The following is a 25,803-nucleotide window of genomic DNA, read 5'->3' on the forward strand; positions in this document are numbered from 1 at the left end:
GTCACATCTCCTGCCGTCGGCCATCGGGGTCGAACGACACATGGTTCATCACCTGTGCGGCGACGAGCGTCCCGTTGCGGCATTTCGCCGTCACTTGCGTGCCTTCGACCGCATCCTCTGGGTGGACGTAGCCGAGTGCTACCGCGCGGCCGAGCGTTGGGGATTGCGCAATGGAGGTCACATGCCCGACCGGCGTGCCCTTCCGCAGGATAAGGCAACTTTCTCCCGGCAGTTTCCCCCCCTCAGGAAAGCGGAGTCCCACCAGCCGCCGGGAGAGCCCGAGTCGTTGGCGCATCTCCAGCGCCCGCTTCCCAACGAAGAAGGGCTTTCTGCGCGAGATCGCCCAGCCCATACCGAGCTCGTCCGGCGTCGTCAGTGCATCGGTATCCTGGCCGATGATGATATGGCCCTTTTCAAGCCGCAGGATGCGCGAGGCCTCAAGTCCATAGGGCAGGAGTCCCTCCGCCTTTCCTGCCTCGGTTAGCGCCTCCCAGAGCGGCACCGCGCGGCTAGCTGGGCAGTGCAGCTCCACGCTCACCTCGCCGGTGAAGCCGATGCGCATCGCGCGGACTGGCACGCCGGCCACCTCGCCCTCGCGGCCGTGGAGATGGGGGAAGGCCGCCGTCGAAAGGTCGAAGCTGCTCCCTGCCGCCTGCAGTATCGCCCGCGCCCGGGGACCGGTGACGTTGATTGCGGCGAAGGCGGAGGTGAGGTTTGCCACATCCACCTTCATCCGCCACTGGGCGTTCCAGAAGAGCATGTCAGCATAGACCCGGGCGACGGCGCCGGTGGTCGCGGTGACGTAGTAGCGGTCCTCCGCCATCCGGAAGGCCACGCCGTCGTCGATGACGGTGCCCATCTCGTTCAGCATCAGGCAGTAGCGCACCCGACCTATGGGTTGGTTCGCATGCGCCATGGTGTAGAGCCGGTCGAGGAAGGCGCCGGCCTCCGGCCCCCGCAACTCCAGCTTGCCGAGGGTGGAGACATCGAGCATCCCGGCGGCTTGGCGGACCGCCGCCACCTCGTCTGCCACGTCGCCGTACTGGAACGGCCGCCACCATGCGCCGGCCGGCTGCATCCGCGCGCCGAGCGCAAGGTGGCGACCGTGGAGCGCTGTCCGCCGCTCCACCGGGGCATCACCTGCGGCGAGGAGGCCGAGCGGCTCGGGCCCCACCGGCGGGCGCGCCGTCGTCACCCCAACTTCGCCTACCGTCCGCCCGGTCGCCTGGGCGAGGATGCGCGCGGCTGCAGCGGCGGAGTGGCGGCCCTGGCTCGGCCCCATGCCGAGGGTAGAGAAGCGCTTGAGCAGTTCCAGCTCGCCGTAGCCCTCCTGCACGGTGTGGATTAGATCCTTCACCTGCAGATCTTCGTCGAGGTCGACGAAATCGCGCCCCTTCGGATGCGCAGCGACGGGCAGGGCGAAGGCCCCTGGCGCCGTCTCCGGCGCAGGTTCAGGTGCCGGCGCAGGACCACCAAGCCGGGCGAGCGCCTCGAGCGCCGCCCGCGCCCCGTCGGCCCGCGCTGCCTCGGCCCCGCCCCGGCCGTTCACCGCCCCGGCGAGGCCCAGTGGCCCTTCGGGCAGCGACAGCCGGAAGCGGCCAGTGGCCTCGTCATGTCCGAGCCGCGCGCCCGCCTGGCAGGGGAGCTGCCAGGCGGGCACCTCGCCCGCCGAGACCGCAAGCAGGTCGCAATCAATCCAGCGCCCACCTACGCGCACGGCCTTCAGATGCCGCCGGCCGCGCGCCTCCTCGACCGTCGCTCGGATCACCTCCACCCCGCGCCGGCGGAGCACCGCGGCCATCTGGCCGCCGCTGCCGCCCGGCCGTGGATCGGCCAGCGCCGCCAGCTCGACGCCCGCCTCGGCGAGGTCCAGTGCCACGCGGTAACCCTCCGGCTCGGTCGCTAGTACCACCGCGCGCCGGCCCGGGCGCACGGCGTAGTGCGCCATGAGCCGCTGCGCTGCGCTGCCGAGGAGGATCCCAGGCAGGTCGTTGTTGCGGAAGACGGGCGGCTGGCCGATCGCTCCGGTCGCGAAGATCACCTGCCGCGCCCGTGTACGCCAGAGCCGCCCGTCCCGGATCAGCGGCAGCCAGTTGTCCTCGAACCAGCCGTTGCAGGTTGTCTTCCGCATCAGCCGCAGCCCCGGCGCCGCTTCGACCCGGGCGAGCAGGCCGGGGAGCGCCGCCGCCCCCTCCCGCTGCCAGGTTGCCGCGCCGCCGGGCATTGTGTTCTCGTCGCAGAGGATTACGTCGGCCCCGGCCTCCGCCGCCGTCACCGCGGCCGAGAGCCCGGCGAGCCCGCCGCCAACCACGAGGAGGTCGCAGTGGAGATGCGCGGCGATGAACTCCCCGCCGGTCGCGGCCGGTTCGATGGTGCCGAGACCGGCGCGGCGGCGGATCATCGGCTCCCAGACCCGCAGGAAGGCGTCCTTCCCCGGGCCCATGAAACTGCGGTAGTAGAAGCCCACCGGCAGGAATCGCCCCAGCAGGTCGAGCACCGCTCCCCGATCCCGGGCAAGCGAGCCCGAGACGTTCTGCGCACGAACCTCCAGCCCCTCGCAGAGTGCCACCCGCTCGGCCAGCATGTTGGGCTGACCGGGAAGTTGGACGAGCGTATTGGCCTCGGCCCCCGCCATGGACAGGATGCCGCGCGGCCGATGATACTTGAAGGAGCGCGAGAGCATCCACTGCCCGTCGGCCGCCAGCGCGCTCGCTATGCTGTCGCCCGCGAAGCCCATCACCTCGCGCCCCTCGAAGCGGAAACGTAGCGGCCGGGTGCGGTCGATCCGCGTGCCCCAAGGCTCCGGCAGCCGGCTCATTCAGCCTCTCCGGGATCGAAGGTCCGCAGGACGCGATTGGTCACGATGTCGCGCTCGGCCAGGAAGAAGTAATTGGAGGGGACATGCCGCCACCATTCGACGACGACCCCCGGCTGGTTCTCGGCCTGGAAGAGGTAGCGCGCCCAGTCGGCATCGCTCGCCACCTCCGGGTCGGGTGCCTCACGCATCGGGCCGAAGGACTGGAACTCATCAATGTTGCGCGGGCCGTTCATCGGGCAGGTCAGGATCTTCATGTGGGCCTCAATGGCTCGCCGCCGTCGCGCCCATCTCGTTCAGCAGCCGGAAACTGCCGAAGCGGGCGAGGGCGAAGGGCTTCAGGATCGCCGGCACCCGGCCGGTGGCGATGGTCTCGGCCATCCGCTTGCCGGCGACGGGCGTGGCCTTGAACCCCCAGGTGCCCCAGCCGCAGTCGAGCCAAAGATTCTCAACCGGGCTCGCCCCCATAATCGGGCTGTAGTCGGGCGTCATGTCGGTGATGCCAGCCCATTGCCGGGTGAGTTGGACGGATTTCAGGAAGGGGAAGAGATGCACCGCCCCGGCCGCCAGATGCTCCTTCATGTCGAGCGTCGAGCGGGTGGAATAGAGCTGGTAGGGATCCGAGCCACCGCCGATCACCACCTCGCCCCGGTCGGTCTGCACGAGATAGGTGTGCAGGCTCACCGACGAGACGAGATTGTGCAGGAAGGGCTTCAGCGGCTGGGTCACCATCGCCTGGAGCGGGAAGTTGCGGATCGGGAGTTCCACCCCCGCTTTCAGCGCCACCGGATAGTTCATCCCGCCGCAGGCGATCAGCACGTTCCCGCATCCGATCCGCCCACGGTTGGTGAGCACGGCGCCGATCCGCTCGCCCACCCGTTCGAAGGCCAGCACCTCCGTCCGCTGGTGGAGCTCCACACCCCGCCGCGCCGCCTGAGAGGCATAGCCCCAGGCCACGGCATCGTGGCGTGCGGTGCCGCCATCAGCGTGCCAGAGCCCGCCGACGATTTCCAGCGCGCCACCGTAGTCCATGTGCAGAAGTGGCGCGAGCGCCTCCACCCCCTTGGTGTCCACCACCTCGATCCGGGTGCCGAGATGCCGGCCCATCTCCGCACGCAAATGGAAGCTCCGAAGCGTCGCTTCGCTGTGTGCGAGCGTGAGCTGACCGCGCTGCGAGAACATCACATTGAAGTCGAGCTCGCGGCTCATCTCCTCGAAGAGCTGCACGCCCTCGCGGTAGAAGGCTATCCCCTCCGGGGTGATGTAGTTCGACCGGATCGTGGTTGTGTTGCGCGCGGTGTTGCCACCCGCCAGCCAACCCTTTTCCAGCACCGCGACCGAGCGGATGCCGTGATAGCGCGACAGGTAATAGGCGCAGGCGAGCCCGTGGCCGCCGCCGCCGACGATCACAACGTCATAGGCGGGGCGCAGATCCGGCGTCGGCGGCAGATCGCCGCGGACCGGGTAGCGCCGGCTAAGCCCGTATTTCAGAAGCCTCAGCGGCACGTCAGGCCCCGGCCGGAGCGTAGAGATGGTGGGCGAGATCCGCGAACCGGCTTTCCGGAGCCATGAGGGCCAGCGCCGCGTCGCGGATCGCCCCGGCCCGCACTTGGCCCACGACCGGCGCGGCGAAATCCATGAACTTCGCGATCACCTCGTCGCGCGTCGTCGGAGCCTCCGGCCCGCCACGGGCATGGGTGTCGCCGGAGCGGAGCACGCGCCCGTCGGTGAGGGTGATCGTCACATCGGCCCAGCGTCCGGTGGGGAAGCGCGCCTCGTGCCGGGGCTCCTCGCGCACGGAGATCTTGGGCAAGAAGGCCGCCACGTCGGGATCGCTCAGCCCCACGCCCGAAATCTGCTCCACCCCGATCCGCCGGTACACGGCCATGGCGGCCACCGCGAAGGGCAGGCTGTACTGCGCTTTCGACGTAGTGTCCGGCATCCCGGGGAAGAGTTGCGCGGCGTTGTGAAAGGTCGCCACCTCTACCGCCGCGATACCCTCGGGGTGCAGATCTTCCGCCAGCACCAGCGCCCGCGTCGCGTCGATGGCCGCATGAGCCCAGCGGCAGATCGGGTAGGGCTTCACGTACTGGTGCTGCATCTGCCAGAAGGCCCCAAGGTCGGCCCAGTACTCCGCCACCTCCGGCGCCTCCACCGTGATCGCAGGCGCGCCGGTAAAGCCGCGCTCGGCCATAACCGCGGCCGTAAGGCCGACCAGCACACCCCAGCCGGAGCCGTCGTGCAGCATGGTCGGCGTCGCTATCTCGCGCATCATCTGGCTGCGGGGGCCGTGGTATTCCGCGATCCCCAGCGCCTCGCGCAGCTCGCGCGCCGTCATCCCACGCAGCCGCGCCGCCATCGCCGCAACGCCGAGCGCGTTCCAGGCGCCCGAGGTGTGGTAATCGCTCACCGTCGCATGCAACGCAATCGCCGCGCGCCCGGCGACCTCGTAGCAGGTGATGAGCGCGGCAAGCGCCGCCGGCCCGCTCAGCTCCGGCATCCCCTCGGCCAGCGCGGCAAGCGCCGGCATGGCGACCACGCCGATATGCCCCTTCGTCGGGTTGTAGCCATCGTGGCCGTCGAGGTTGTCGGTCTGCGTTGCCGCGGCGAAAGCCGCGCCGGCGAGGCTCACACGCCGCCCGTCGAAGAGCATCCGCGCCGGGATTGCCCCTGGCCCCGCGCCGTATAGGAGGCAGGCCGTCTCGCGTGCGATGATACCGGCCTCCATCGGCCCCGCCGCGATGACGATGCCGAGCGTGTCGAGGAAGGCGAGCGCCGCCGCCGCCATCACAGGCTCGGGGAAAGCCTCAGCGGGCCGGCCGAGCGTGAAGCACGTGAGCCGTTCAAGCGCTGTTTCTGCCGCGCTCGTGCCGCCGGTGTCCGCCATTTTGCGCCGCTCCCTGCAGATCGCGCCCCAAAATTAATTCGAGACCATGCCTAACGCACGAAATTCAATCAGGGAGCGTGCCCAAATATTTTGGGGCCATGGAGATGAGTGAAACGATTGATGGCCCATCACGACAGAGCTAGGATCAGCCCATGAAGCCGCCAGCCCCGCTCAACCATATCCGCTCGTTCGAGGCCGCCGCCCGGCATCTAAGCTTCACCGCTGCGGCGGAGGAACTCGGCTATACTCAGGCCGCGATCTCCAGCCACGTCCGAGCGCTCGAGCATTACATCGGTCGCCAGCTCTTCCATCGCAACCCCCGCAGCCTCAAGCTTACCGAGATGGGTGAGGCTTTCCTTCCCACGCTGCGCCCCGCGCTCGACCAGATCGACCACGCGACCGAGGCCATCGTCGCCTCCGCCCGCAACCGTACAGTGGTGGTCTCCTGTCCGATGAGCCTGGCCGAGAACTGGCTCGCTGGCTGCCTTGCCGAATACCGTCGGGCGCATCCCGAGATCGAGGTAGTCCTGCACGGAACGATCTGGGAGGACTTGGGCGAGCAGGCGGCCGATATCACGCTTTCGATCCGTCGTGAGGACGACCGGCTGCACGGCGGAATACGACTCTGGGACGATCAGCTGACGCTCCTTTGCGCGCCGCGCCTACTTGAGGGGCCGCAAGCGATCCGCGAGACAGTCGACGTGCTGCGCCACGACTGGATCTTCGTGCTAGGCCGGCAGGAGTACTGGCACAGCATGGCCGCCGCGCTCGGCATCGACAGCGGAGGGCACGACAAGGCGCTGTCGACCAACGCCTCCAATATCGCGCTGGAACTGGCCGCCACCGGCTGCGGCCTGATCGCGACCCAGCGGTCCCTGGCCCTGACTTATCTCGAGCGCGGCCTACTGGCCGAGCCGTTCCCGGGCATCCGCCCACCGAGCCCTTGGACCTATTATCTGTTCGGCAGCCAGCTGTCCAAGGGAAGCGTGGTGCGCAACGTCAGGCACTGGATCTTGGAATGCGCGCGCAGCGCCTTTGCCACCCCCCCAAGCGCCGTGTGAAAGGGCTCTTCGCCTGGGCGGCTGATCGTGCCCTTTGAACAGTCAGGACAATGCGGCTGCTGCCGTTCAACCTCTAACGGCCCAGGAAAATATCTCCCTATTCTAGACTCAAAGGCCGGACTGACTCATCGTTAATCGGATTCCACTGATGCGGGAACTGAACACACAGCGATCGGGGGCTGATGGACATCGTAATTGTCACCGCGATCATCGCGTCACTCTTCGTGATCATCGGTGCCGCCGAACCGTTGGCTGCGCGACTGCGGCTTCCCTACACCGTGATACTTGCCCTGCTGGGCATATTGATTGGTGGGGCCGCCATCTTCTTCCTGCGTACCAGCCTCACAGATGCGCTGAACCCAGTTGCCGAGGCGATCCTCAGCTTCCCCATTAGGTCGAACGTCTTCTTGTATGTCCTTCTGCCGACCCTGATCTTCCAGCCGACCCTGGATATGAACATTCGGCGTATGTTCGATGATTGGGTGCCGATCCTGGTGATGGCTGTCCTGGCTGTCGTCGCAGCGACGGTCTCAGTCGGCTATGCGCTCCATTGGGCAAGTTCGTTGCCGCTGGTCGTCTGCCTTCTTACTGGGGCGATTGTCTCTACAACCGATCCATCCGCGGTGGTCGGTATCTTCCGGTCTATCTCCGCGCCCCAACGCCTCACGCGGATCATCGAAGGCGAAAGCCTCTTGAACGATGCCGCTGCGATCGCTCTTTTTGGCCTCTTCCTGGGATCTGTTATGTTCAGTTCCTCTGAGCCGCAGCTCGGCACCGCTCTCCGGAACTTTCCGGTTCTGATCATTGGGGGCGTTGTCGCTGGCTGGATTGTCGCTCGGGCCGGACTTGCGGTCATGAGGTTAGCCACACACTATCCCTTGGCACAGCTCTCGATCACTGTGGCCCTTCCATACCTAGCCTATATCGGCGCGGAGGAGGCCATCGGTGCTTCGGGGGTTATCGCCGTTGTCTCTACAGGACTAATGCTTAACCTGCATGCGCCGGGCCGCCTTCCCCCCGAAGCCATGGCCAAATTGCGCGAGATGTGGAATCTTCTCGCCCATTGGTCCGGGGCCCTCATCTTCATCTTGGCCGCCCTTCTCGTCCCGCGTCTGCTGGAAGAGGTTCGGGCTGACGATTTCCTGCTGGTCGGAATTGTCATTATAGCTGCGACTGCCGCCCGCGCACTCATGCTCTTCGGCCTTCTTCCGCTTCTCACTGCGCTGCGCCTGTCTCCGCCGATCGATCGGAACTACCGCAGTGCCATCCTTTGGGGCGGCCTGCGTGGAGCTGTTACACTCACCCTGGCTCTCGCGGTGACAGAAAACTTCTTCGTACCAGCTGAGGTCAAACGCGTGGTTGCAATTCTGGCCACGGGCTACACGCTCTTCACCTTGATCGTGCAGGGCTCGAGTCTGAGATGGCTCATCGGCGCGCTCGGGCTAGATCGTCTGTCCCCGATCGACCAGGCGCTCTCAAACCAGGTCGTCGCCGTGGCGCTGCAGACCGTGCGCGAAGATGTTGCCAAAACAACCGAGGACTATGAACTCACGCGCGAGATTGCCCGATCGGAGGCCAAGCGCTTCGCCGAGCGGCTCGACCGCGCTGTAGAAGCCGCGGAGGCTGATGCCGAGATTCTCGACCGCGATCGCATCGCTCTCGGTCTCATCGCGTTGACCTCCGCCGAGCGCGATGGGATCCTCGACCATGTCCGGGAGCGGATCATTTCCGGGCGCCTTTCGGAACACCTGCTCTCGGATGCCGAGCGATTGATTGAGGCGGTCCGCGCCGAGGGGCGTATCGGCTACCAGCGTGCCGCTCGACGGAGCATTTCCTATGGGCGCGGCTTCCGCCTTGTCCTCTTCATCCATAACCGCCTGCACTGGTCCAGCCCACTCGCTCGTCTGACCGTCGATCGGTTCGAACGGCTGCTTGCCCAGCGGCTTATCCTGCGCGATCTTGGCCGGTTCATCGACAGACGCATCCTGCGCATCCACGGCCGGCGAGTGGCTGAGCTCCTCCATGAACTGCTATCGCGCCGACGCGAGGCGGTCGAAACCGCATTGGACGGACTTCGTTTGCAGTATCCCGGTTATGCCGAAGAGGTGGAGAGACGCTTTGTCCGGCGCACCGCGCTGCGACTCGAGGAGCACGAGTATGGCTCACTCAAGGAGGATGGGCTTATTGGCGACGAACTCTTTACCGTCCTGATGTCACGGATCGCCGCGGAACGGACTCAGACGGAGCACCGGCCGGCTCTTGATCTTGCGCTGCAGAAGGCGGAACTCGTGCGCCAGTTCCCACTCTTCGCTGAGATTGATGAGACGGCGCATCGGCTGCTGACGCGGGCCTTGGTGAGCCGCTATGCGAATGAGGGGGAGGTGATCCTCCGCAGAGACGCAACCGCAAGGAGCGTATTCTTCATCGCGTCAGGTGCCGTTGAGCTCGAAACGGCAGGACAAACCTGGCGCCTCGGGCGAGGCGAGATGTTTGGGCAGATGTCAATCCTGTCGAACGGGCCTCGCCGCACCATGGTGCGCGCCATCGCGCCGTCGACCTTTCTCGTTTTGGATGACACGCGGTTTCGCAGGCTTCTGCGCCAGAGCACTGCGCTTAGGGAAGCGGTGCGCGAGAGCGCGCACAAGCGCGGTATCCCGACAGAGACACTATTGCCTGAAATTGGATAGAAATCGAGGATCTGTCGCGAAGTTTGGTCGGCAGACGAGGGGCTCAGATGGCCAGGCGGCTCCTCGCACATTGGGAAATGTCCGAGGTTCTCCATCCTCAGATGGCGGGCGCTTGGCATGATCTCAGCAAGCCTTGCGCCCTCTGACGGGGTGGCGGAGCAATCGTAGGCGCCGAAGAGCAGGGCAACGAGCAACGACCGCGCATCAATTTGCCGCGCCGTGTAACTGCTGCTCCGTTCCAGCACGCCGACGTGCTGCCCCGACCATCCGCTAACATCGGATGGAAGCATTCGACAGTCGGAAGGTGACCGCCGGCATCGCCTGATACGCTCGGCAAAGGTCGAAAAATCGACTGGCCGGAGTCAACGTGACAACGCGCTTCAGGCCTTAGATTGGGTGAATGAGAGATAGGCCCGACGGCCTTCGATCTTTTTTCTATCAAAGTTCACAGTAAGTCAGATTACCAGCCAATACCGCGTATGCCTCCGCTCCCCGGTTCGGCTGAGCGCGCCCATTTCGACGAGGCACTGCAGATCCCTGGTCGTGGTCGCGCGCGACGTGCCGGTCATGGCGATGTAGTTCTCGGCGCTGAGGCCCCCTTTGAATCCGTCCGGTCCCTCGCGGAACATGCGCTCGATCACCTTGGCCTGCCGGTCGTTCAGCTGGTTGCTGAACTGGGCGTAGAATTTCGCCTTGGAGATGAAGAATGCGACCCGGGTCAGTGTGACCTGCTGGGCCTGGAGGATGGTCTCGGCGAACCAGAGGAGCCAGCCGGTGACGTCCAGCGTCTTCTGGTGAGTTTCGAGCTGGTCGTAGTAGCATTTCCGATCACGTTCGATCGTGTAGGCCACAGCGATCAGACTCGGCTGGCCGATGTTCTGGGCGAGGATCTTTTCGGCCAAGGCGCGGCCGAGGCGCCCATTGCCGTCCTCGAAGGGATGGATGCTCTCGAACCAGAGATGCCCAAGCGCCGCGCGCGTGAGTGCGGGCAGTGGCGCGGACCCTTCTGGCGCCGTGCGGTTGAACCAGTCGACGAACACGTCCATCTCGCCCTGGACCCGCGCCGAGGGCGGGGCTTCGAAATGCACGGTCGGTTGGTCGATGCGACCGGACACGATCTGCATCGCGTCGGCATGCCGCCGGTAGGATCCGATGGTTTCAAGGCCGCGGTCGTGGGACAGGAGCATCCCATGCCAACGACATAGAGTGTCGTGTGTCAGGGGTGTGGCGTAGTTCAAGTAGACGTCCACCATCATCTCCGCGACGCCCTGCTCCCGGGGCCTCGATGGTGCGCTGTCAGCGCTCAGACCGAACTGACGGCGTAGGGAGGATTGCACACTGGACCTGTCCAGCACCTCGCCTTCGATGGCGCTCGTCCGCATCGCCTCTTCGCTTAGCAGTTCGATGCGCAAGCGGTCGCGCTCGGCGCTGGTCACATGGCAGACGGCACCGAGGATCTCTCCGGATGACAGCAGAAACCGCTGTTCGAGAGGTTCGACCGCGCCGACGTCATAGCGAAAGCTCGGCCAGTCGGGCTGAGTCCAGTTGCACTGCATGAGCTATAGAATCCCATTCTATAACTCACAATACAAGCTCAATGTGAGTTATGGAGGCGCGCTCAATGCATCAAGATCACTCACATCTGCCCTTGCATCAAAAAGCCCCTGCAAAACCGGGGCCAATGGTTTGGCCCCCGCCGTCCCCGGGGGAGAGCCTTCGAACGCAACCGCTGAGAAGGAGGAACCCTATGCAGATCGTTCGAATTGGGTTGGACTTGGCGAAGTGCGGGTTCGAAGTTCATGGTGTCGACGCGGAGGACAGGGTTGGGGTCCATATACGTCCACATATGACAACGCCTGTCACTCAGCTTCGCGTTCGAGCAATGCAAGGAGCGTTTCCGTCCAGCGACCGACTCACGGCACGACGCGCCCACCATTTGAATGACTGGAATGGTGGGCGGGCGGCTAACGAAGCCGCAGCGGGCTCTATTTCGTCTGCTGTCGGAACACCAGGTTGCCCAGCCAGGCCGAGAGCAGAACGATGACGATGGCGATCGCAACGCCGATTTCGGTCGTCTGGCTCCAGTACTCACTGCGGAAGATCGCCCGTTCTGCGTCGACGATATACTTGAACGGATCGAGGTCAGACAGGATCCGCAACCAACGCGGCGCCAGCGTCATCGGCAGCAGGATGCCGGAGAGGAGAAGGATCGGCAGGGCAATGGAATTCAGGAGCGGCGCGAGCGCGTCCTCGCTCTTCAGGGCAAGACCGGCGGCATAGGAGAGATAGGCGAAGGCCGCTCCGAGCAGCGCCACCACGATCAACGCGCCGAAGATCGCCGCGAGTGGGATCCGGAGCCCGAAGAGGAAAGCAGCAGCGATGAGGATGATCCCCTGAAGGCAAATGATCACCACATCGCGCAGCACGCGACCCGTGATCAGCGCGGTACGGCTTGCCGGGGTCACCATCATCCGGTCGATGACCCCGCTCCGCCATTCGGCGATGATGCCGAAGCCTACGAAGGCAGCACCGAAGATCCCCAGTTGCACCAGAAGTCCCGGAACAAACACCTGCCACGCGTCCCCGGGCGGAAAGCCCGGTGTCTTTGCCACCGCCTGCAGAAGAGGCCCGAAGAGGGCCAGGTAGAGGATCGGCTGCATCAACGAAACCAGCACCCAGACCGGGTTCTGCAGTGAGATGACCATCGAGCGGCGGAAGACAACCAGGCTGTCGTGGATATATCTGCGCATGATCGCGTTCCTAATCCCTGAGGGTCCGACCGGTGAGGGCCAGGAAGACATCATCGAGCGTCGGCTGTGCCACCTCGACCCCGATCGCCTCGACCCCGATCGAGTTCATGTCCTTGAGAAGCTTCGCCAGAGCCGCCGCCCCGTCCTGTACTTGGATGCGCACGACATTGCCCTCGACGTTCGGCTCCGAGGCTCCGACCAGCGCCCCGGTGATCGCGGCCGCCGCTTCCGCATCGCCGGTGTCACGAAGGGTCAGAGTGATCGCATCGCCCGAAACGCGCTTCTTGAGTTCCTTGGGCGTGCCCTCTCTGACGATCGTTCCGTGGTCGATGATCAGGATCCGGTCGGAGAGAGAATCCGCCTCGTCCATGTAATGCGTGGTCAGGAAGACGGTCGTGCCGAAATCGTCTCTGAGCTTGCGGATGTGGGTCCACAGATTGGCCCGCGATTGCGGGTCGAGCCCGGTCGAGGGCTCGTCAAGGAAGACCAGCTGCGGTCGATGGATCAGCCCCATCACGATGTCGAGCCGCCGCCGCTGCCCGCCCGAGAGCGCGGCGCATTTGCGGTCCCAGACATCCTCAAGGTCGAGCGCGGACAAGAGCTCCTCCGCCCGCTCCCGCGCCGCCTTCGGTGCAATCCCGTAAAGCTCAGCATGCCACGTGATTTCGTTGCCGACCCGCGCCAACTCCGAAGTCGATCCGCTCTGGCTGACGTAGCCGATGCGCCGCCGGACGCCGACAGGATCGGCGCGCAGGTCAAGTCCGGCCACTTTCGCTGTGCCGCCGGTCGGCTCGAGAAGGGTGCAGAGCATCTTCAGCGTTGTCGTCTTGCCGGCGCCATTCGGCCCGAGGAAGCCGACGATCTCGCCCGCCTTCACCGTAAGGTCGATCCCTTTGACCGCCTCGATCGCCTTGCCGCGCGTTCGGTAGACGCGCTTCAACCCGTGCGCCTCGATCATCGTCTCAGGGGCGACCGCCATCTTGACCTCTGACTCGGCTGGGTTCATATTTATCTTGAAATGCGAGATATTTGATAATCGAGGTAAAGTCAAGTGCAGCCTCCTGAAAACCAAGCCGACCTGACCTTCCGGCTCACCCGCGCAATCCGGGAATACCAGAACGCCAGCGACATCATGGACGAGGCGTTCACGGCGCTCCTCGGGATCAATCGGACCGACGGGAGGTGTCTGGACATCATCGACCTGCACGGCCACCCGACCGCCGGGCAATTGGCAGCAGAGAGTGGGCTGACCACCGGAACGGTAACCGCCGTCGTCGACCGGCTGGAAAAAGCCGGCTACGTCCGCCGCCGGCGCGATCCTGGCGACCGGCGTAAGGTCGTCGTCGAGGCGACCGAGACCGCGCAAGAGCTTGGTACATTGGTTTTCGATGAGGTAGGGCGGCTCGGCCAGGCGCTGATGGGTCGAATGACGCCGGAGCAGCTTCTCATCGTTATCCGCTTCCTCGAAGTGGGCAACAGGATGAGTAGGGAAATGGCTGCGCTGCTTTCGAAGCACGTGCCATCCGGCGCCTCTTCGCCCGAGGACCGGCGCGAACGCGCCCGCGCGTTCCACCGCGAACAGAAGGCGATGGTGAGAAGGCTCGAGGCTTCGTTTGGGCCGCGCTGAATGCGGACAGCAAGACAGGATGCGCTCTCGCCCGATTGCGCCATCAACGGACATGCCGTCTTGCACCGTCAGTATCCACCAACATTATACGGGTAGCCCTGAAGAGGAAATTTGCCATGGCCTGGGAAGCTGACGTTGTCATCATCGGTACCGGCGCCGCCGGCATCGGGGCGATGCGAGGGCTCGCAGGCTCTGGTATGTCTGTCATCGTGTTGGAAGCGCTGCCACGGCTAGGCGGCCGGGCGTGGACCCGGCAAGCGGCGGGCGTGGCGCTCGACCTGGGGTGCGGCTATCTGCACTCTGCAGAGCGCAATCCCTGGGTTTCAATCGCTGAGGCGGCCGGCATCGAAATCGACCGTACCCCCCCCCGCCTGGAACAAGCAGCCCGGGAGTTCAGACGTTCATGCCGTCGAGCGTGTTGCAGCACTCCAAGCCTTCGAGCGCTGGACTGCCCGCATTCACGGCCCCGGGCCGGCCAGTGATTGCGCGGCCGATCTCTTGGACCCTGCTGACGCCCGCTGGACCCCCTACCTACAGGCAATGAGCGGTTATATCAGCGGCGACGAACTCGAGCGCATCTCGGTTCAGGACTACGCCGCCTACGATGCGGCGGCGAGCGATACAAACTGGCGTCTTCCCGCCGGCTATGGAGCCCTGGTAACCGGAAGCCTGCCGCCCGGGGCGCAAGTGCACCTCGGCACGCCTGTCCAAGCCGTCAGGCTCGAAACCCCGGGCGTGGTGGTTCATACGACCAAGGGCGCCCTTCGGGCCCGTGCCATCATCGTCACCGTCTCGACGAACGTCCTTTCAGGAGACAGCATCTCATGGCCCGTAGAGCTTTCTCCGTGGCGCGAGGCCGCCGCCGACCTTCCCCTTGGCAACGATGAGAAGCTCTATTTCGAGATTCTGGGTGAAGGCCCATTCGAAGTGGAGACATACTACCCAGGCGACTTGCGCGATCCAGCGTCCGGCGCTTTCTATATCCGTCCGCAGGGTAAGCCTGTGGTAGAGTGCTTTCTTGGCGGTGCTGGTGCGCGACGGGCGTCCACGGAGGGCGCTGAGGCAGCCTTCGCCCGAGCCATGGACCAGCTCAGAGCGATCTATGGCTCTGACGTTCAGCGCCATCTGAAGCCTTTGATCGCATCGAATTGGACCACAACGGCAGAAATCGGAGGCGGGTATAGCCACGCCCTGCCGGGCAAGGCCGAAGCGCGCCGTGCACTCGCCCAACCCTTCGACGACCGGGTGTTCTTCGCCGGAGAGGCCACGCATCGAGATGACTTTTCGACCGCCCACGGCGCCCTGCTTTCCGGCCTCCGCGCCGGAGCGGAAGTGCTTGCAGCGTCAGCCATGGAGGCCTAGCGGCGGCTCATCATTGGGTGCGGACGTTGGCGGCGACAGGGCACGAGGTGCGCCTGATCGCACCGGAGTTCGTCAAGCCGTATTTGAAGAACCAGGAGAACGATATGGCGGACGCCGAGGCCATCACAGAGGCGGCCAGTCGACCGACCATGGGTTTTGTCGAGGTGAAGACGCCGGGACAGCAAGGGCTCGGCATGATCTTCCAACTGCGCGACCGGCTTGAAGCATCATGGGTCATCAACAGGGCAATGAACCGGGAGCTATTCGAGCTTTACGTCGAAACCCAGCTGGCTCCGACGGACCAAGATCGCCAGCCCAAATCTACCGCAAGACCGGTAATCTGAGAGCCATCCAGCTTCTTCTGGGATATACCAAGATGGACAGCACGGTGCGCTACCTTGGCGTGGAACTTTAGGATGCCTTGGCACTTGCCGAGGCGGTAGACATCTGATCGATCGGGCCGCTCGACATGGGCGGTCCAGTACTGCCGTTTGCACGCCTGTCGACACGCTGCACTGCGGCACAACAGATCGGACATTCGCGCCTGGCGCTTGCCCCTCACACAGCCGCAGATCTTCAGCGCGGTGTCAGATCCCCGAACATTCTAATGTTGGCGCACCTCCGACCCCAACAACGAATTGTAGGGTCCCCGTTACAAATTCGTCATGACGCTCGTCTATCCGGATCGCCATGTTGTCTGACTTGGACCCTTCATTAGCCGAAGCGGAGACGCTTGCGACCTTGCGCGACGACGCGGGGGCGAAATCGGCCGCGCTGCGCATTCGAGGGCTTGGTCATAGCTATGAGCAAACTCCCGTCCTCAGGGATCTCACGCTCCACCTCCCTGAGGGAGAATACTGCTGCCTTCTTGGCGATTCCGGTTCCGGAAAGACCACGCTCCTGAAACTGATTGCCGGGATAGAGCGGCTTCAGCGGGGTTGTATAGAAATCGGGGGCTTGACCGTCGCGGATGGGCGGGCCGGTCGCTCGCTTCCGCCTGAGGCGCGTCACTTGGGCATGGTGTTTCAGGATCAGGCGCTCTGGCCGCATCTTAGTCTGCAGGCCCATCTGGAGTTTCCGCTCCGGGCACGACGCCAGACAGTCGACCAAAAGGACCTGGCCATGCTCATCGAGCGCATGGGGCTTGCCGGACTCGAAGCGCGCAAGCCCGGCGCCCTTTCGGGCGGGCAGAGACAGCGCGTCGGGCTGGCCCGTGCCCTCGCGGGAAATCCCAAGCTGCTGCTGCTCGATGAACCCCTGTCGGCGGTCGACACGGCGATGCGCAACGAATTGCGCGGCTATCTCCACCAGCTGTTTCGGGAACTTCGGTTTTCCGCCCTCCACGTTACGCATGATCCCGAAGAAGCGTTCCAGCTCGGCACCCGGATCGGGGTGCTTGAAATGGGACGTCTGGTGCAGTGGGACCGACCGGAGACGCTCTACCGGCAGCCGGCCACCCGCAACGTGGCGCGTCTCACCGGTCCGTGCGGGATCGTGGGCGTCGACTGCGTGGAAAGCGATGGACGAGAGGCAAACATCCGCTGGATGGATCAGGTCGTTCGGGTCCCGGCCCATCCTGACGTCAGACCCGGCGCATGCTCCCTTCTGCTCCGGCCTGATGCGTTGGCACCGTCATGCGACGGGCTGAACGCCGCCGTGACCTCAGCCCGCTTTCATGGCGACCGCTGGCTTGTCGAGGTTGCGGTCGAACAGGCGGGCCTGCTGCCGGTTTTCCTTAATCAGCCGCCGTCGGACCAGCTGTCCCTTCGCCTTGTCAGAGAGTCCGCCTGGGCCATCCCGTAGACAGATCCATCAGAAAGGATTTCGGAATGCTGAAACGTTTCCTGCCCGTAGCCACGGCTATGTTGGTGGCATTTTCCCTGCCCGCCCATGCTGCCCAGACGCTCGTGCTTTACAGCTCCGGCCCCGGCTCTCTGGCCAAAGCCCTGGCGAAGGGCTTCGAGCATAGCACCGGCACAAAGGTTGAACTCTATACCGCGAGCACCGGCAAGGTGGTTGCCCGCCTCTCTGCCGAGAAGGGCAACCCTAAGGCCGACGTCGTCATACTCGCAAATTGGACGGCGGGACTCGCCCTTGCCGATCAGCAACCCGTCGAGACGTTCCGTCCCGAAGACATCGTGAAGACCCTTCGCCCGTCACTTGACGCGGCCGGGCCGTTCCTACCGATCGGGGGCGACACCGTCTCCATCTTGGTCAACACCAAGAAGGTCTCGGATCCAAGCAGTCTTACGGACTGGTTTGCGCTGAACGGCAAGGCTTGGGACGATCGGGTGACAATGCCCAATCCATTACTCTCTGGTACGGCCTCAGACTTCGTGCTGGCCTTCCAGGCCGAGTATGGCCAGAGGGCTTGGGACTATTTCAACGCGCTAAAGGCCGAAGGCACGATCTGGCCCGGTCCGAACGCGGCTGCGCTGCGCCCGGTCGAACTCGGCGCGCGGTCTGCCATGCTTTCCGCGGTCGGCCACACCTCGCTTAAGGCTAAGGCGAAAGGGAACGCGCTTGACCTCGTCTTTCCCAAGACCGGGACGGTGCTGATCCCGCGCCCGATCTTCATTCTGAAGTCAGCGCACAACATGGATGCGGCCAAGGCGTTCGTGCGCTACAGCATGTCCCCGGCTGGGCAGAAACTGGTCTCCAAGGCGCTCCTGATCCCGGCGGCGGCCAGCGTCGAACCGGCCAAGATCTGGCCTGATCTGTCGAGCGTTAAGTTCATCCACGCGGATTGGACGAAGCTTGCGGGAGAGCGCGCGAAGGTGCTGGCAAAGTTCCGTAAAGACGTGCTCGGTCAGTAACCGATGCACCGAACCGGGTTGCCCAGGCTGCTGGGCCTGGGTGCTTGGATCATCCTATTGATCCTTGTCGCCGCACCTCTGTTGCAAATCGTCGTGATGGCGCTTTGGCCGGCGCATGCGGGTGTGGGCGCCAGTGGGCTTGGGGGCGCCCTGCGGACCCCTGACTTCTGGAGCGCTCTTCAAGGTACGTTGACCCTTGCCTTCCTGACGATGGTTTTCTCTGTAGGTCTCGGCGGAGGCTTGGCCTCGCTCGTGGTGGAACGCCCGCTTCCGGCACAATGGCTGTGGGAAGCGTTGTTGCTCGCGCCATTCCTGCTGCCCCCCTACCTCACTGGCATATCCTGGAGCCTCGCGCTGCAGCCCGGGGGCTATTGCTCGCAATTTGTGGGAGCTGCCTGTGCCCCGCTCGGGCGGGCGCTTTATTCTCTGCCGGGAATGGCCTGGGTCATGGCCCTCCACCTCGCACCGCTGACCTATCTCATGCTGAGAGCCGCTCTGCTGCAACGCGCATTCACCCCGGCCCTGGCCGCCCGCGTTCATGGCGCCGGCCGTTTACGAACGCTTATTCTGATTGAACTTCCGTCACTGGCCCCCGCGATCGGCGCCGCCGCTCTTCTGACCTTCCTCGCCGGCAGCGAGGAATACGGCGTACCGGCAGTGATCGGCAGCTATGCCGGCATCAATGTGCTGGCAACGTCGGTCGAGGGGGCTGTGAGCGTCTGGCCAATCGACCTGCCTAAGGCCGCCTCGCTTGGACTGATGCTATGCCTGCTTGCCGTCCTCGCCTGGCTCACTTACCGCTGGCTTGCAACGTTCGACGGTGATGCGCCGCACAGGCAAGCGCGTCAGTCTGGTTGGTCTGCCTTTCTGCCGGTGTTTGCGTTTGTCATATTGGCCGATGTCGTCCCGATCGGCGTCATTGTTGCGACGTCGCTGATGAGGGCAGTTACCAACGGCTTGGCCGAAGCGAATTTGACCTGGTCCCATTACATAACGCTCTTCACTCAGGGCTCTGACGGGTTGCAGGCTTTCACCAACAGCCTCTGGCTTAGTCTGGTTACGGCAGCGGTCACAGTAGCTGCCGGCTTGATCGTCGCCGCAGCGCTGCGCCGTCCGGGCAGTCGGTCGCGCGGACTCGACCTCATGGCGACATTGCCAACCGCACTGCCTGGAGTCGTCGTTGCCGTGGGACTCGTCCTGTTTTGGAACGCCCGTTGGAACCCGGTCACGCTTTATGGAACACCGCTCATCCTGGTGGTTTCCTATATGACCGTGACGTTCCCCTATGCGCTGCGCTATGCCCAGATCGGCCTTGCGGCGAGCGGAGGCAACTTGAATGCCGCTGGAGCGGTACATGGCGCGGGCCCGCTGCGCAGGCTGGTGACAGTCACATTGCCCCTCGCTGCACCCGCCTTGGCTGGAGCGGCATCAGTGGTATTCGCACTCTCCATGCGGGAATTGGTGACCTCGGTGATGCTGCAGCCGCCGGGAACAGAAGTCGTCTCCACCTATGTGATGAACCAATTTTTGCAGGGGGACGTGGGTGATGGTATGGCCATGGCCGTCGTCGGCGTCTTCAGCAGTGCAATCATGCTTGGATTGGCGCGATTGGCGATCGGCAGGCGGTAGGGCCGCGCGGCTGCCTCGGTCCTTGTCCTCCCGTTTGGTTTGTTCGATCCCACAGATGATGGCGCTGGCAACCGCGAGGACCCAGGCGACAACAACGACGGCATGGAAGCGGCCTTTACGCCCTTTGGGTGCTTTTTTCCTCCAACGTGTTCCCGATCCAGGATTCTGCGCGTGATCTGGCGCTTGGTGGCCCGGATACCAACACATCGCGCAACGACTTCGTCCAACCCTTTCGGTCGGCATCATCAGTGTCGTAGCTCACCCATAGAGATCCATCGTCCGATTGATGAAGATACCACCAGCTCTCGCGCTGGCCTCTCTTCTGTCGAGCGATAACAGACGACCTCATTTCATGCCCCACCGTTTCTCACTGCCAAACTTATCAGATGAATGCCGTGATTGCGACCGGGCCTTGCCCCATCGGGTGGCCCGGTTTCAGTCTTAGTGCATATCTGGATCCGCAGAGGCATGCGCTAACCATCAAACAAGCGGACTGTCCAAGACCTTTCCCAGAATATTTGCGACTGCCGTCGGAGAAAAAATTAGGAAGGCCGTAAGACCAGCAAGGAACGCAAGCCCAAAGCTGTACAGCGAGGCCCTTTTTTTGCTGAAAGAATGGGCCAAGCCGCCAGGGCATCGGCAAGACGCGGCGGAGTGCGCCCCAACGCCGGCGGCCTGAGTGTCAATGCGGAACAAGCACGGATGTGCGTTGCAACGGGCCTACGGGGTATTGGCCATTTGCTCGCCGCGCACTGGGCCTAACTACATCTCCCGCACGGTTAGATTACAGTTGCCCAAGTCCGACCGGGTATCCACCCAGCCAGCCTGCGCAACTGATTGAAACATGTTATACTATAGGCGCGGTCGCGAGGTCGTGGCCGGTATGGTTGTCGGCCCAGGCAATGCCTCAGTCTTACCGAGTGTCGGCATAGGTTAGAAGGATTCCGCCCAGGCTGCGGGTAAGGTACCGATTAAGACCGTCATCATGATGAGGATGGGACATGGACCTTCCGAGGGTAATGCACATCGACGATGAACCCGACATTCGGGAAATCGCCCTGATTGCGCTGGAGACCGTAGGTGGCCTTTCTGTCGTTCAGTGCGCCTCCGGCGAAGAAGCGATCGCCATGGCCCCGGATTGGCAACCCGACGTGTTCGTGATCGATGTGATGATGCCGGGGATGACAGGCGTTGAGACCTTTCATGCACTGCGCGCGATGTCCCAGTTTTCGACAACACCGATGATCTTTCTGACGGCTAAGGCGCAAGTGGGAGACTTGGATATCCTTCGCGAGGTCGGGGCCGACGCGGTGATGACCAAGCCATTCGATCCAATGACGCTGGCGGAACGCGTGATTGAGGTCTGGCGCGGCACGCGTCCTGACGGCTGAGCATGGGTTTCCTTAAGATTTGCATCTCGCTCCGCGGCATCAAGCTACCTCGGAAGATAACCGAACAGACCATGGCTCGTTCCCGCAGGTCGATTGGCTCGAGGATTCAAACTTTGCTGCGTCTGCTCAATCGCCGAGGCTTACGAACACGGCTCACCTTCTGGCTGCGCCCATAGCGGCTGCCACAATCAGCTTGCTTTGCGGAACGCCAGAAAGGTCATCATGCCAAGCGGTGGAAGTGCCTTTCGCTCGACCAGTGTCAACGATGGCTCGCCCAACACTGTCGCAATCGGAAAGTCAGAGTGCCAGCCGATCAGGTTGGAAAGTGGCGCTGCGAGGCGCTCGATCGTCGCGAGCAGTCCGGTCTCTCGGGCGAAGTGGTTCGTAATCAGAACGACTCCACCCGGCTTGCAGACTCGGGCCATCTCGGAAAGCACGCGTTTCGGCTCGGGAACGACGGACATGATATGCATGGCCACGACGGTGTCGAAACTCGCGTCGGGGAAGTCCAGCTCGCGGGCATCCATCCGCAAGAGCGACTTGACCTGAGACAGACCAAGATCCCGGACCTTGTTGCGTGCCTTCTCAAGCATCTCGTCCGAATAATCGACGCCCGTCACCTCGACGTCCGGCGCATAGCGCGGCAGGGCGAGGCCGGTTCCCACACCGACCTCCAGGACCGTGCCGCCACGTGCATTGACGAACTCCACCGCCTGGCGGCGGCCGCCTTCGGTCACGGCCCCGAAGGTCCGGTCATAGACCGGAGCCCAGCGGGCGTAAGACTTCTGAATCGCCTGGATCTCCATGGCGCGGAAGTTGACGCTACGTCAACGATTTGGCAACCCGCCAAGACCAGAAAATCCCCGCGAAATAGGCAAGATCCAGCGCGGTCAAGGCGAGCCACGGAAAGCTGAGCAAGGCCGCGATTGCGGCCACGCAACCTATGAGAAAGGGCCGTGCGTTTTCCCGATAGATTGTGAGCGATTTCAGAGACCAGGTTGGGATCCGGCTGATCATTAGAAGGCCAACGCCGATGAGATAGAGGGCGATCGCCGGGGCAGGCAGGATGGGGGTCTTTGACCAAATGAACGACACAAACATCGGCAACATGGCGAGAAGCGCGCCTGCGGGAGCCGGGACACCTTTGAAGAAGCGTTTCGGAGGGCCGTCTTCGGCAGACTTGGTATCGACGTTGAAGCGCGCGAGCCGCATCATGCAGCACAGGCCATAGATGACGACCGCGATCCAACCGGCGTTGCGCATCCCGGGAAAGGCCCAGATGTAGAGGGTCAGGCCGGGCGCCACGCCGAAGTTGAGGAAGTCAGCGAGAGAGTCGAGTTCGGCGCCAAGCGGGCTTTCGCTCTTCAGCATCCGCGCGAGGCGTCCATCGAGGCCGTCGAGAACGCCTGCAGCGATCACAAGCTGCACAGCGACAACGAACTCCTGCTGGAAAGCAAAGCGGATTGCGGTGAGGCCGGCGCAAATGGCCCCGATTGTTGCAAGATTGGGGAGGAGCGCGATGATCGGGAGTTCAACCCTTCGCTTTCCAGGCTGTCGGCCCATGGTCTAGCTCACCTCCCCGAAACGACGTGGCTCATCCGCATGGAGGTCGGCGAGAACCGTTTCGCCTGCAATCATGGTTTGGCCCAGTGACACCAGCGGTTCGACGCCCTCCGGGAGATAGACGTCGAGGCGTGAACCAAAGCGGATAAGCCCGAAACGCTCCCCGGCCCTTAGAGGTTGGCCCTTTTCCGCCCAACATACGATCCGCCGCGCAACGAGCCCGGCGATCTGCACCACGGCGATTTTGCGGCCGTCGGCAAGCTCGAGGCAGAGGCCATTGCGCTCATTGTTTTCGCTCGCTTTGTCGAGCGAGGCGTTCACAAACGTCCCAGGATGATATGCGATAGATACGATCCGGCCCGCGACGGGGGACCGGTTCACATGACAATTGAAGACGCTCATAAAGACACTGACCCGGGTCATGGCGTCAGGCCCCATGCCAAGCTCCGCGGGAGGCACCGCAGGCTCGATCAAGGACACGACGCCATCCGCAGGGCTCAGGATCAGGCCCTCCCGAATTGGCGTCGCGCGCTTCGGGTCGCGGAAGAAGTAGTAGCACCAGATGGTGAGGCCGACGCCCAACCAACCGAGCGGCGGCCAAAGGAGGAAAAGGACTAGGGTCACGGCGCCAAAGATCGCGACGAACTTGATCCCTTCACGGTGCATCGGCTTGAGAAAGGTTTCGAGCATGGTCATCTGGAATTCATCCGCAACTTGCTCCGTGGTCCTAATGGTGATTGGCTCGGCCAATGCCGGTTCATGCTTCGGGCCGTTTGTCCCGTACCAAGATCAGTGCGAGCTTTCCATCCCGGCTGAGACGGGACCGGAGAGAACAAAGGGCCGGCCCCTTCCGACCGCGCCAAACACATTTCACTACGCATAGCAGCCAGGTCCGTCGACAGGCTGCGATCCTCGGCCACAACCGGAACAAACGCTGATGGTGCAGCCCGTCGTTCCGGATCGGCCGCCTTGGCTTCCTTGATCCATTTCGTCAGCAGGTTCGCATTGATCCCATTGTCCAGCGCAAGCCGCGATACCGACACACCGGGTTCAAGACAGGCCGCAACAAGACGCGCTTTCGACCCCGGCTCGTATCGCCGGCGGCCGTCGCGCAAAACACGCGTTACAACCAGCCTCTGTTCATCGCTCTCAATCACTTGGTGTCCACCTACGCTAAGTGGACACCTCATGGAGCAAAGCGCTTAACGGCAAAAGGTGCGGAGAAATTCGCGCTTACTCAGGGATAGAGCACTCTGAGGGCTGTACCTCAGCCTTCTGTCGCCTTCAGGAACGCCGCCAGCTCCGCATCCGCCACGGACACGACATGCGACGGCTCGGGATAGGCGCCGGATGTCACTTCGGCCCGGAACTCGCGGAATGCGGCTATCCGGTCGGCCTGGATGCGCTCCAGCTCCGGCCCGAGGCTGCGGTAGACCTTGCCGTGGCGCGGCTTGTGGTTCTTGCCGTAGCCGCAGACATCCTCGGTGAAGAGGTACTGGGCATCGGCATGACGTCCCGCTCCCATGCCCAGCATCACGAGCGAGGAGTTCTCGGTCAGGACCTTCGCGACCCGGTCAGGCACGACCTCCAGTTCGGCCGCGAAGACGCCGATCTCCTCCAGCTTCTTCGTGTGCCGCCAGAGTGCCAGCGCCTCGTCTGCAGTCTTGCCGACGGCGCGCCAGCCGGTCCATGTGATGTAGGAGGGGATCAGCCCGATGTGGCCGACCACCGGGATGTGGTTGTCACAGAGCGTCTTCTGGATGTCGTAGGAGGCCGAGCAGTAGTAGGCGTCGCCGCCGAGGGCGGCATAGTGATAGGCGGCACGCAGGTAGTCCTCTGCCGTGGCGAGCGGGCGACCGGCGAAGCTGCCCCAGCCGCCATAAGGCAGGCCGACCTGCACGAAGCAGTCGCCGGCCGCCTCGCGCATCTCGGCGTCAAAGAAGCGCCCCTCGATCGATAGCATGTGGATACCCGCAGCGGCGGCGGCGGCGGCCTCGTCATGGGTGGTGACGTAAAGCATCGCGATCTTCTCGCCGCGCGCCTTCATGGCGCGGATGTCGGCGACGTGGGGGCGGTTGTGGTACATGCCCATCGTTCTCTCCGTCTCAGAGTGTGAAGGCGCGGCGGAACGCCTCGAGCGCACGTTCGGTGTCCTCAGGGGACGAGGCCCAGGCCTCCATCCCGACTGGCCCGCGATAGCCCATGGCGTTCAGCGCTGTGGCGATGGCGGGGTAGTTGATCTCGCCGGTCCCGGGTTCCATCCGGCCGGGCACGTCGGCCACCTGGATCTCGCCGACCCAGGGCAGGCATTTCCGGCAGAGCTCGATCAGGTTCCCTTCGCCGATCTGGGCGTGGTAGAGGTCGAGGTTAAGCCGCAGTCGGGGATGGTTCACCGAGGAAACTAGCGCCAGCGTGTCCTCGGCTCGGCCGAAGGGCACGCCGGGGTGATCGACCGGCAGGTTGAGGTTCTCCAGCGTGAAGGTGACGCCCTCTTCCTCGGCCATGTCGCAGACCCGGCAGAGCGTGTCGCGTGCCTTCAGCCACATCGCCCCCGTGACCACCTCCGCCGGAGTCACTGGCAACCCACCCTCGCCAAGCCCCGTGCCGTGGAGGTTCAATCGCGCGACGCCCAGCCGCTTGCCGACCTGCGCGGTCTCCCGCGCGGTCGTCAGCAACTCCGCCGCCCCCTCATCGTCGGTCAGCCGGCCGCGCAGATATCCGTTCATGATGGTGAAGCTGGCGCCAGTCTTCTCCAGCTTCGTCAGGTCATGGTCCGGCCAGTTCCACAGGCCCACGCCGAAGCCCATCTCCTTGAGGCGAGAAGCGCGCCAGTCAATCGGGTGATCGAGCCAGATCATCTCGGCGCAGGCTGCAAGCTGAAAGGGCTGCATCGCTCAGACCTCGACCAGGACGCGGCCGTTCTCAACCTTCGTGCGGTAGGTGTGAAGGTTCTCGCATGCTGGCGGCGTTTCCACTTCGCCGGTGCGGCAGTCGAAGATCGAGGAATGCTTCGGGCATTCGATAGTCGCCTCCACGACCAGCCCTTCGGACAGATGGATGTTCTCGTGCGTGCAAAGCCCGTCAGTGCAGTAGTAGCTGTCCGCATGATCGCGCACGATGATGAACGTCCGGGGGCCGTGATCGAACCGGATCACATCCTCGGCCTCAATGTCGTCCGTGGCACAGGCATCGATCCACTGGGCCATCATCTTTCT

At 63.8% G+C, this 25,803-nt stretch carries 23 protein-coding genes and 2 pseudogenes; 11 read left to right on the plus strand and 14 right to left on the minus strand.

Going from position 1 to position 25,803, the window contains the following annotated elements; all coding sequences use genetic code 11:
* Nucleotide 1: 1 nt before the first annotated feature.
* Genes EIP85_RS14680 through EIP85_RS14695 form a run of 4 tightly spaced genes read right to left on the minus strand, consistent with a single transcriptional unit; the run spans nt 2 to nt 5,702 of the window.
* Nucleotides 2–2,818 (minus strand): 2Fe-2S iron-sulfur cluster-binding protein, encoded by a 2,817-nt coding sequence (locus EIP85_RS14680; RefSeq protein WP_127902965.1) that lies wholly within the window; start codon nt 2,816–2,818, stop codon nt 2–4.
* On the minus strand, nt 2,815–3,072 hold the full coding sequence (locus EIP85_RS14685) for a sarcosine oxidase subunit delta (RefSeq protein ID WP_127902966.1): 258 nt from the start codon (nt 3,070–3,072) through the stop codon (nt 2,815–2,817). Before EIP85_RS14685 ends, EIP85_RS14680 begins: the two co-directional genes overlap by 4 nt.
* 7 nt (nt 3,073–3,079) lie before the next feature.
* Complete coding sequence (locus EIP85_RS14690; protein ID WP_127902967.1) at nt 3,080–4,321, minus strand: FAD-dependent oxidoreductase; 1,242 nt, start codon at nt 4,319–4,321, stop codon at nt 3,080–3,082.
* 1 nt (nt 4,322) lies between these two features.
* Entirely contained in the window at nt 4,323–5,702 is a 1,380-nt protein-coding gene (locus EIP85_RS14695) for an MmgE/PrpD family protein (RefSeq protein WP_127902968.1), read from the minus strand.
* 152 nt (nt 5,703–5,854) lie between these two features.
* Here EIP85_RS14695 and EIP85_RS14700 point away from each other — a divergent pair, with 152 nt between their 5' ends.
* Complete coding sequence (locus EIP85_RS14700; RefSeq protein WP_127902969.1) at nt 5,855–6,763, plus strand: LysR family transcriptional regulator; 909 nt, start codon at nt 5,855–5,857, stop codon at nt 6,761–6,763.
* Nucleotides 6,764–6,945: 182 nt separating this feature from the next.
* Nucleotides 6,946–9,450 (plus strand): cation:proton antiporter, encoded by a 2,505-nt coding sequence (locus EIP85_RS14705; protein WP_127902970.1) that lies wholly within the window; start codon nt 6,946–6,948, stop codon nt 9,448–9,450.
* A gap of 455 nt (nt 9,451–9,905) precedes the next feature.
* Here the strand turns inward: EIP85_RS14705 and EIP85_RS14710 are convergent, their stop codons facing one another.
* The 3 genes from EIP85_RS14710 to EIP85_RS14720 all read right to left on the minus strand — a co-directional run bounded on the left by EIP85_RS14710 (nt 9,906) and on the right by EIP85_RS14720 (nt 13,179).
* Nucleotides 9,906–11,006: a Fic family protein gene (locus EIP85_RS14710; protein ID WP_127902971.1), complete on the minus strand. Its 1,101-nt coding sequence runs from the start codon at nt 11,004–11,006 to the stop codon at nt 9,906–9,908.
* A 429-nt stretch (nt 11,007–11,435) separates the two neighbouring features.
* Nucleotides 11,436–12,200, minus strand: a complete 765-nt coding sequence (locus EIP85_RS14715; RefSeq protein ID WP_127902972.1) for an ABC transporter permease — start codon at nt 12,198–12,200, stop codon at nt 11,436–11,438.
* A gap of 10 nt (nt 12,201–12,210) precedes the next feature.
* Nucleotides 12,211–13,179 carry an ATP-binding cassette domain-containing protein gene (locus EIP85_RS14720; RefSeq protein WP_206615546.1) on the minus strand — a complete coding sequence of 323 codons (969 nt, stop codon included), beginning with the start codon at nt 13,177–13,179 and terminating at the stop codon, nt 12,211–12,213.
* Nucleotides 13,180–13,251: 72 nt separating this feature from the next.
* Between EIP85_RS14720 and EIP85_RS14725 the strand changes: the two genes are divergently transcribed.
* From EIP85_RS14725 to EIP85_RS14750, 9 genes and pseudogenes are all read left to right on the plus strand, one after another.
* Nucleotides 13,252–13,827: a MarR family winged helix-turn-helix transcriptional regulator gene (locus tag EIP85_RS14725; protein WP_241560052.1), complete on the plus strand. Its 576-nt coding sequence runs from the start codon at nt 13,252–13,254 to the stop codon at nt 13,825–13,827.
* Nucleotides 13,828–13,943: 116 nt separating this feature from the next.
* Nucleotides 13,944–14,309, plus strand: a complete 366-nt coding sequence (locus EIP85_RS23475) for an FAD-dependent oxidoreductase (RefSeq protein ID WP_206615547.1) — start codon at nt 13,944–13,946, stop codon at nt 14,307–14,309.
* A 58-nt stretch (nt 14,310–14,367) separates the two neighbouring features.
* On the plus strand, nt 14,368–15,189 hold the full coding sequence (locus EIP85_RS14730; RefSeq protein ID WP_206615548.1) for a flavin monoamine oxidase family protein: 822 nt from the start codon (nt 14,368–14,370) through the stop codon (nt 15,187–15,189).
* A gap of 5 nt (nt 15,190–15,194) precedes the next feature.
* Nucleotides 15,195–15,410 (plus strand): annotated as a pseudogene (locus EIP85_RS22825) (IS110 family transposase); the annotation flags it as partial.
* A gap of 92 nt (nt 15,411–15,502) precedes the next feature.
* Nucleotides 15,503–15,604 (plus strand): annotated as a pseudogene (locus EIP85_RS23270) (integrase); the annotation flags it as partial.
* A gap of 278 nt (nt 15,605–15,882) precedes the next feature.
* Complete coding sequence (locus EIP85_RS14735; protein WP_164871746.1) at nt 15,883–16,992, plus strand: ABC transporter ATP-binding protein; 1,110 nt, start codon at nt 15,883–15,885, stop codon at nt 16,990–16,992.
* 26 nt (nt 16,993–17,018) lie between these two features.
* Nucleotides 17,019–18,005: an extracellular solute-binding protein gene (locus EIP85_RS14740; RefSeq protein WP_127902974.1), complete on the plus strand. Its 987-nt coding sequence runs from the start codon at nt 17,019–17,021 to the stop codon at nt 18,003–18,005.
* A 57-nt stretch (nt 18,006–18,062) separates the two neighbouring features.
* The gene (locus EIP85_RS14745; protein WP_164871747.1) at nt 18,063–19,634 is read left to right on the plus strand and encodes an ABC transporter permease; all 1,572 of its coding nucleotides are present in this window, start codon (nt 18,063–18,065) and stop codon (nt 19,632–19,634) included.
* A gap of 1,001 nt (nt 19,635–20,635) precedes the next feature.
* Nucleotides 20,636–21,025 carry a response regulator gene (locus EIP85_RS14750; RefSeq protein WP_127902976.1) on the plus strand — a complete coding sequence of 130 codons (390 nt, stop codon included), beginning with the start codon at nt 20,636–20,638 and terminating at the stop codon, nt 21,023–21,025.
* Between the two features lie 188 nt (nt 21,026–21,213).
* Here the strand turns inward: EIP85_RS14750 and EIP85_RS14755 are convergent, their stop codons facing one another.
* The 7 genes from EIP85_RS14755 to EIP85_RS14785 all read right to left on the minus strand — a co-directional run bounded on the left by EIP85_RS14755 (nt 21,214) and on the right by EIP85_RS14785 (nt 25,794).
* Nucleotides 21,214–21,831: a class I SAM-dependent methyltransferase gene (locus EIP85_RS14755; protein WP_127902977.1), complete on the minus strand. Its 618-nt coding sequence runs from the start codon at nt 21,829–21,831 to the stop codon at nt 21,214–21,216.
* Nucleotides 21,832–21,847: 16 nt separating this feature from the next.
* Entirely contained in the window at nt 21,848–22,588 is a 741-nt protein-coding gene (locus EIP85_RS14760) for a CDP-alcohol phosphatidyltransferase family protein (protein ID WP_127902978.1), read from the minus strand.
* 3 nt (nt 22,589–22,591) lie between these two features.
* Entirely contained in the window at nt 22,592–23,320 is a 729-nt protein-coding gene (locus EIP85_RS14765; protein ID WP_277749310.1) for a phosphatidylserine decarboxylase, read from the minus strand.
* Nucleotides 23,281–23,778, minus strand: coding sequence for an IS66-like element accessory protein TnpA (gene tnpA, locus EIP85_RS23480; protein WP_127902980.1), 498 nt, complete (start codon nt 23,776–23,778; stop codon nt 23,281–23,283). Before tnpA ends, EIP85_RS14765 begins: the two co-directional genes overlap by 40 nt.
* A 77-nt stretch (nt 23,779–23,855) precedes the next feature.
* Nucleotides 23,856–24,680, minus strand: coding sequence for a 3-methyl-2-oxobutanoate hydroxymethyltransferase (locus EIP85_RS14775; RefSeq protein ID WP_127902981.1), 825 nt, complete (start codon nt 24,678–24,680; stop codon nt 23,856–23,858).
* 13 nt (nt 24,681–24,693) lie between these two features.
* Nucleotides 24,694–25,479: a TIM barrel protein gene (locus EIP85_RS14780; RefSeq protein ID WP_127902982.1), complete on the minus strand. Its 786-nt coding sequence runs from the start codon at nt 25,477–25,479 to the stop codon at nt 24,694–24,696.
* Nucleotides 25,480–25,482: 3 nt separating this feature from the next.
* Entirely contained in the window at nt 25,483–25,794 is a 312-nt protein-coding gene (locus EIP85_RS14785) for a MocE family 2Fe-2S type ferredoxin (protein ID WP_127902983.1), read from the minus strand.
* Nucleotides 25,795–25,803: the final 9 nt, after the last annotated feature.

Origin of the sequence: Solirhodobacter olei (assembly GCF_004010155.1) — a bacterium.
Classification (GTDB): domain Bacteria; phylum Pseudomonadota; class Alphaproteobacteria; order Rhodobacterales; family Rhodobacteraceae; genus Solirhodobacter; species Solirhodobacter olei.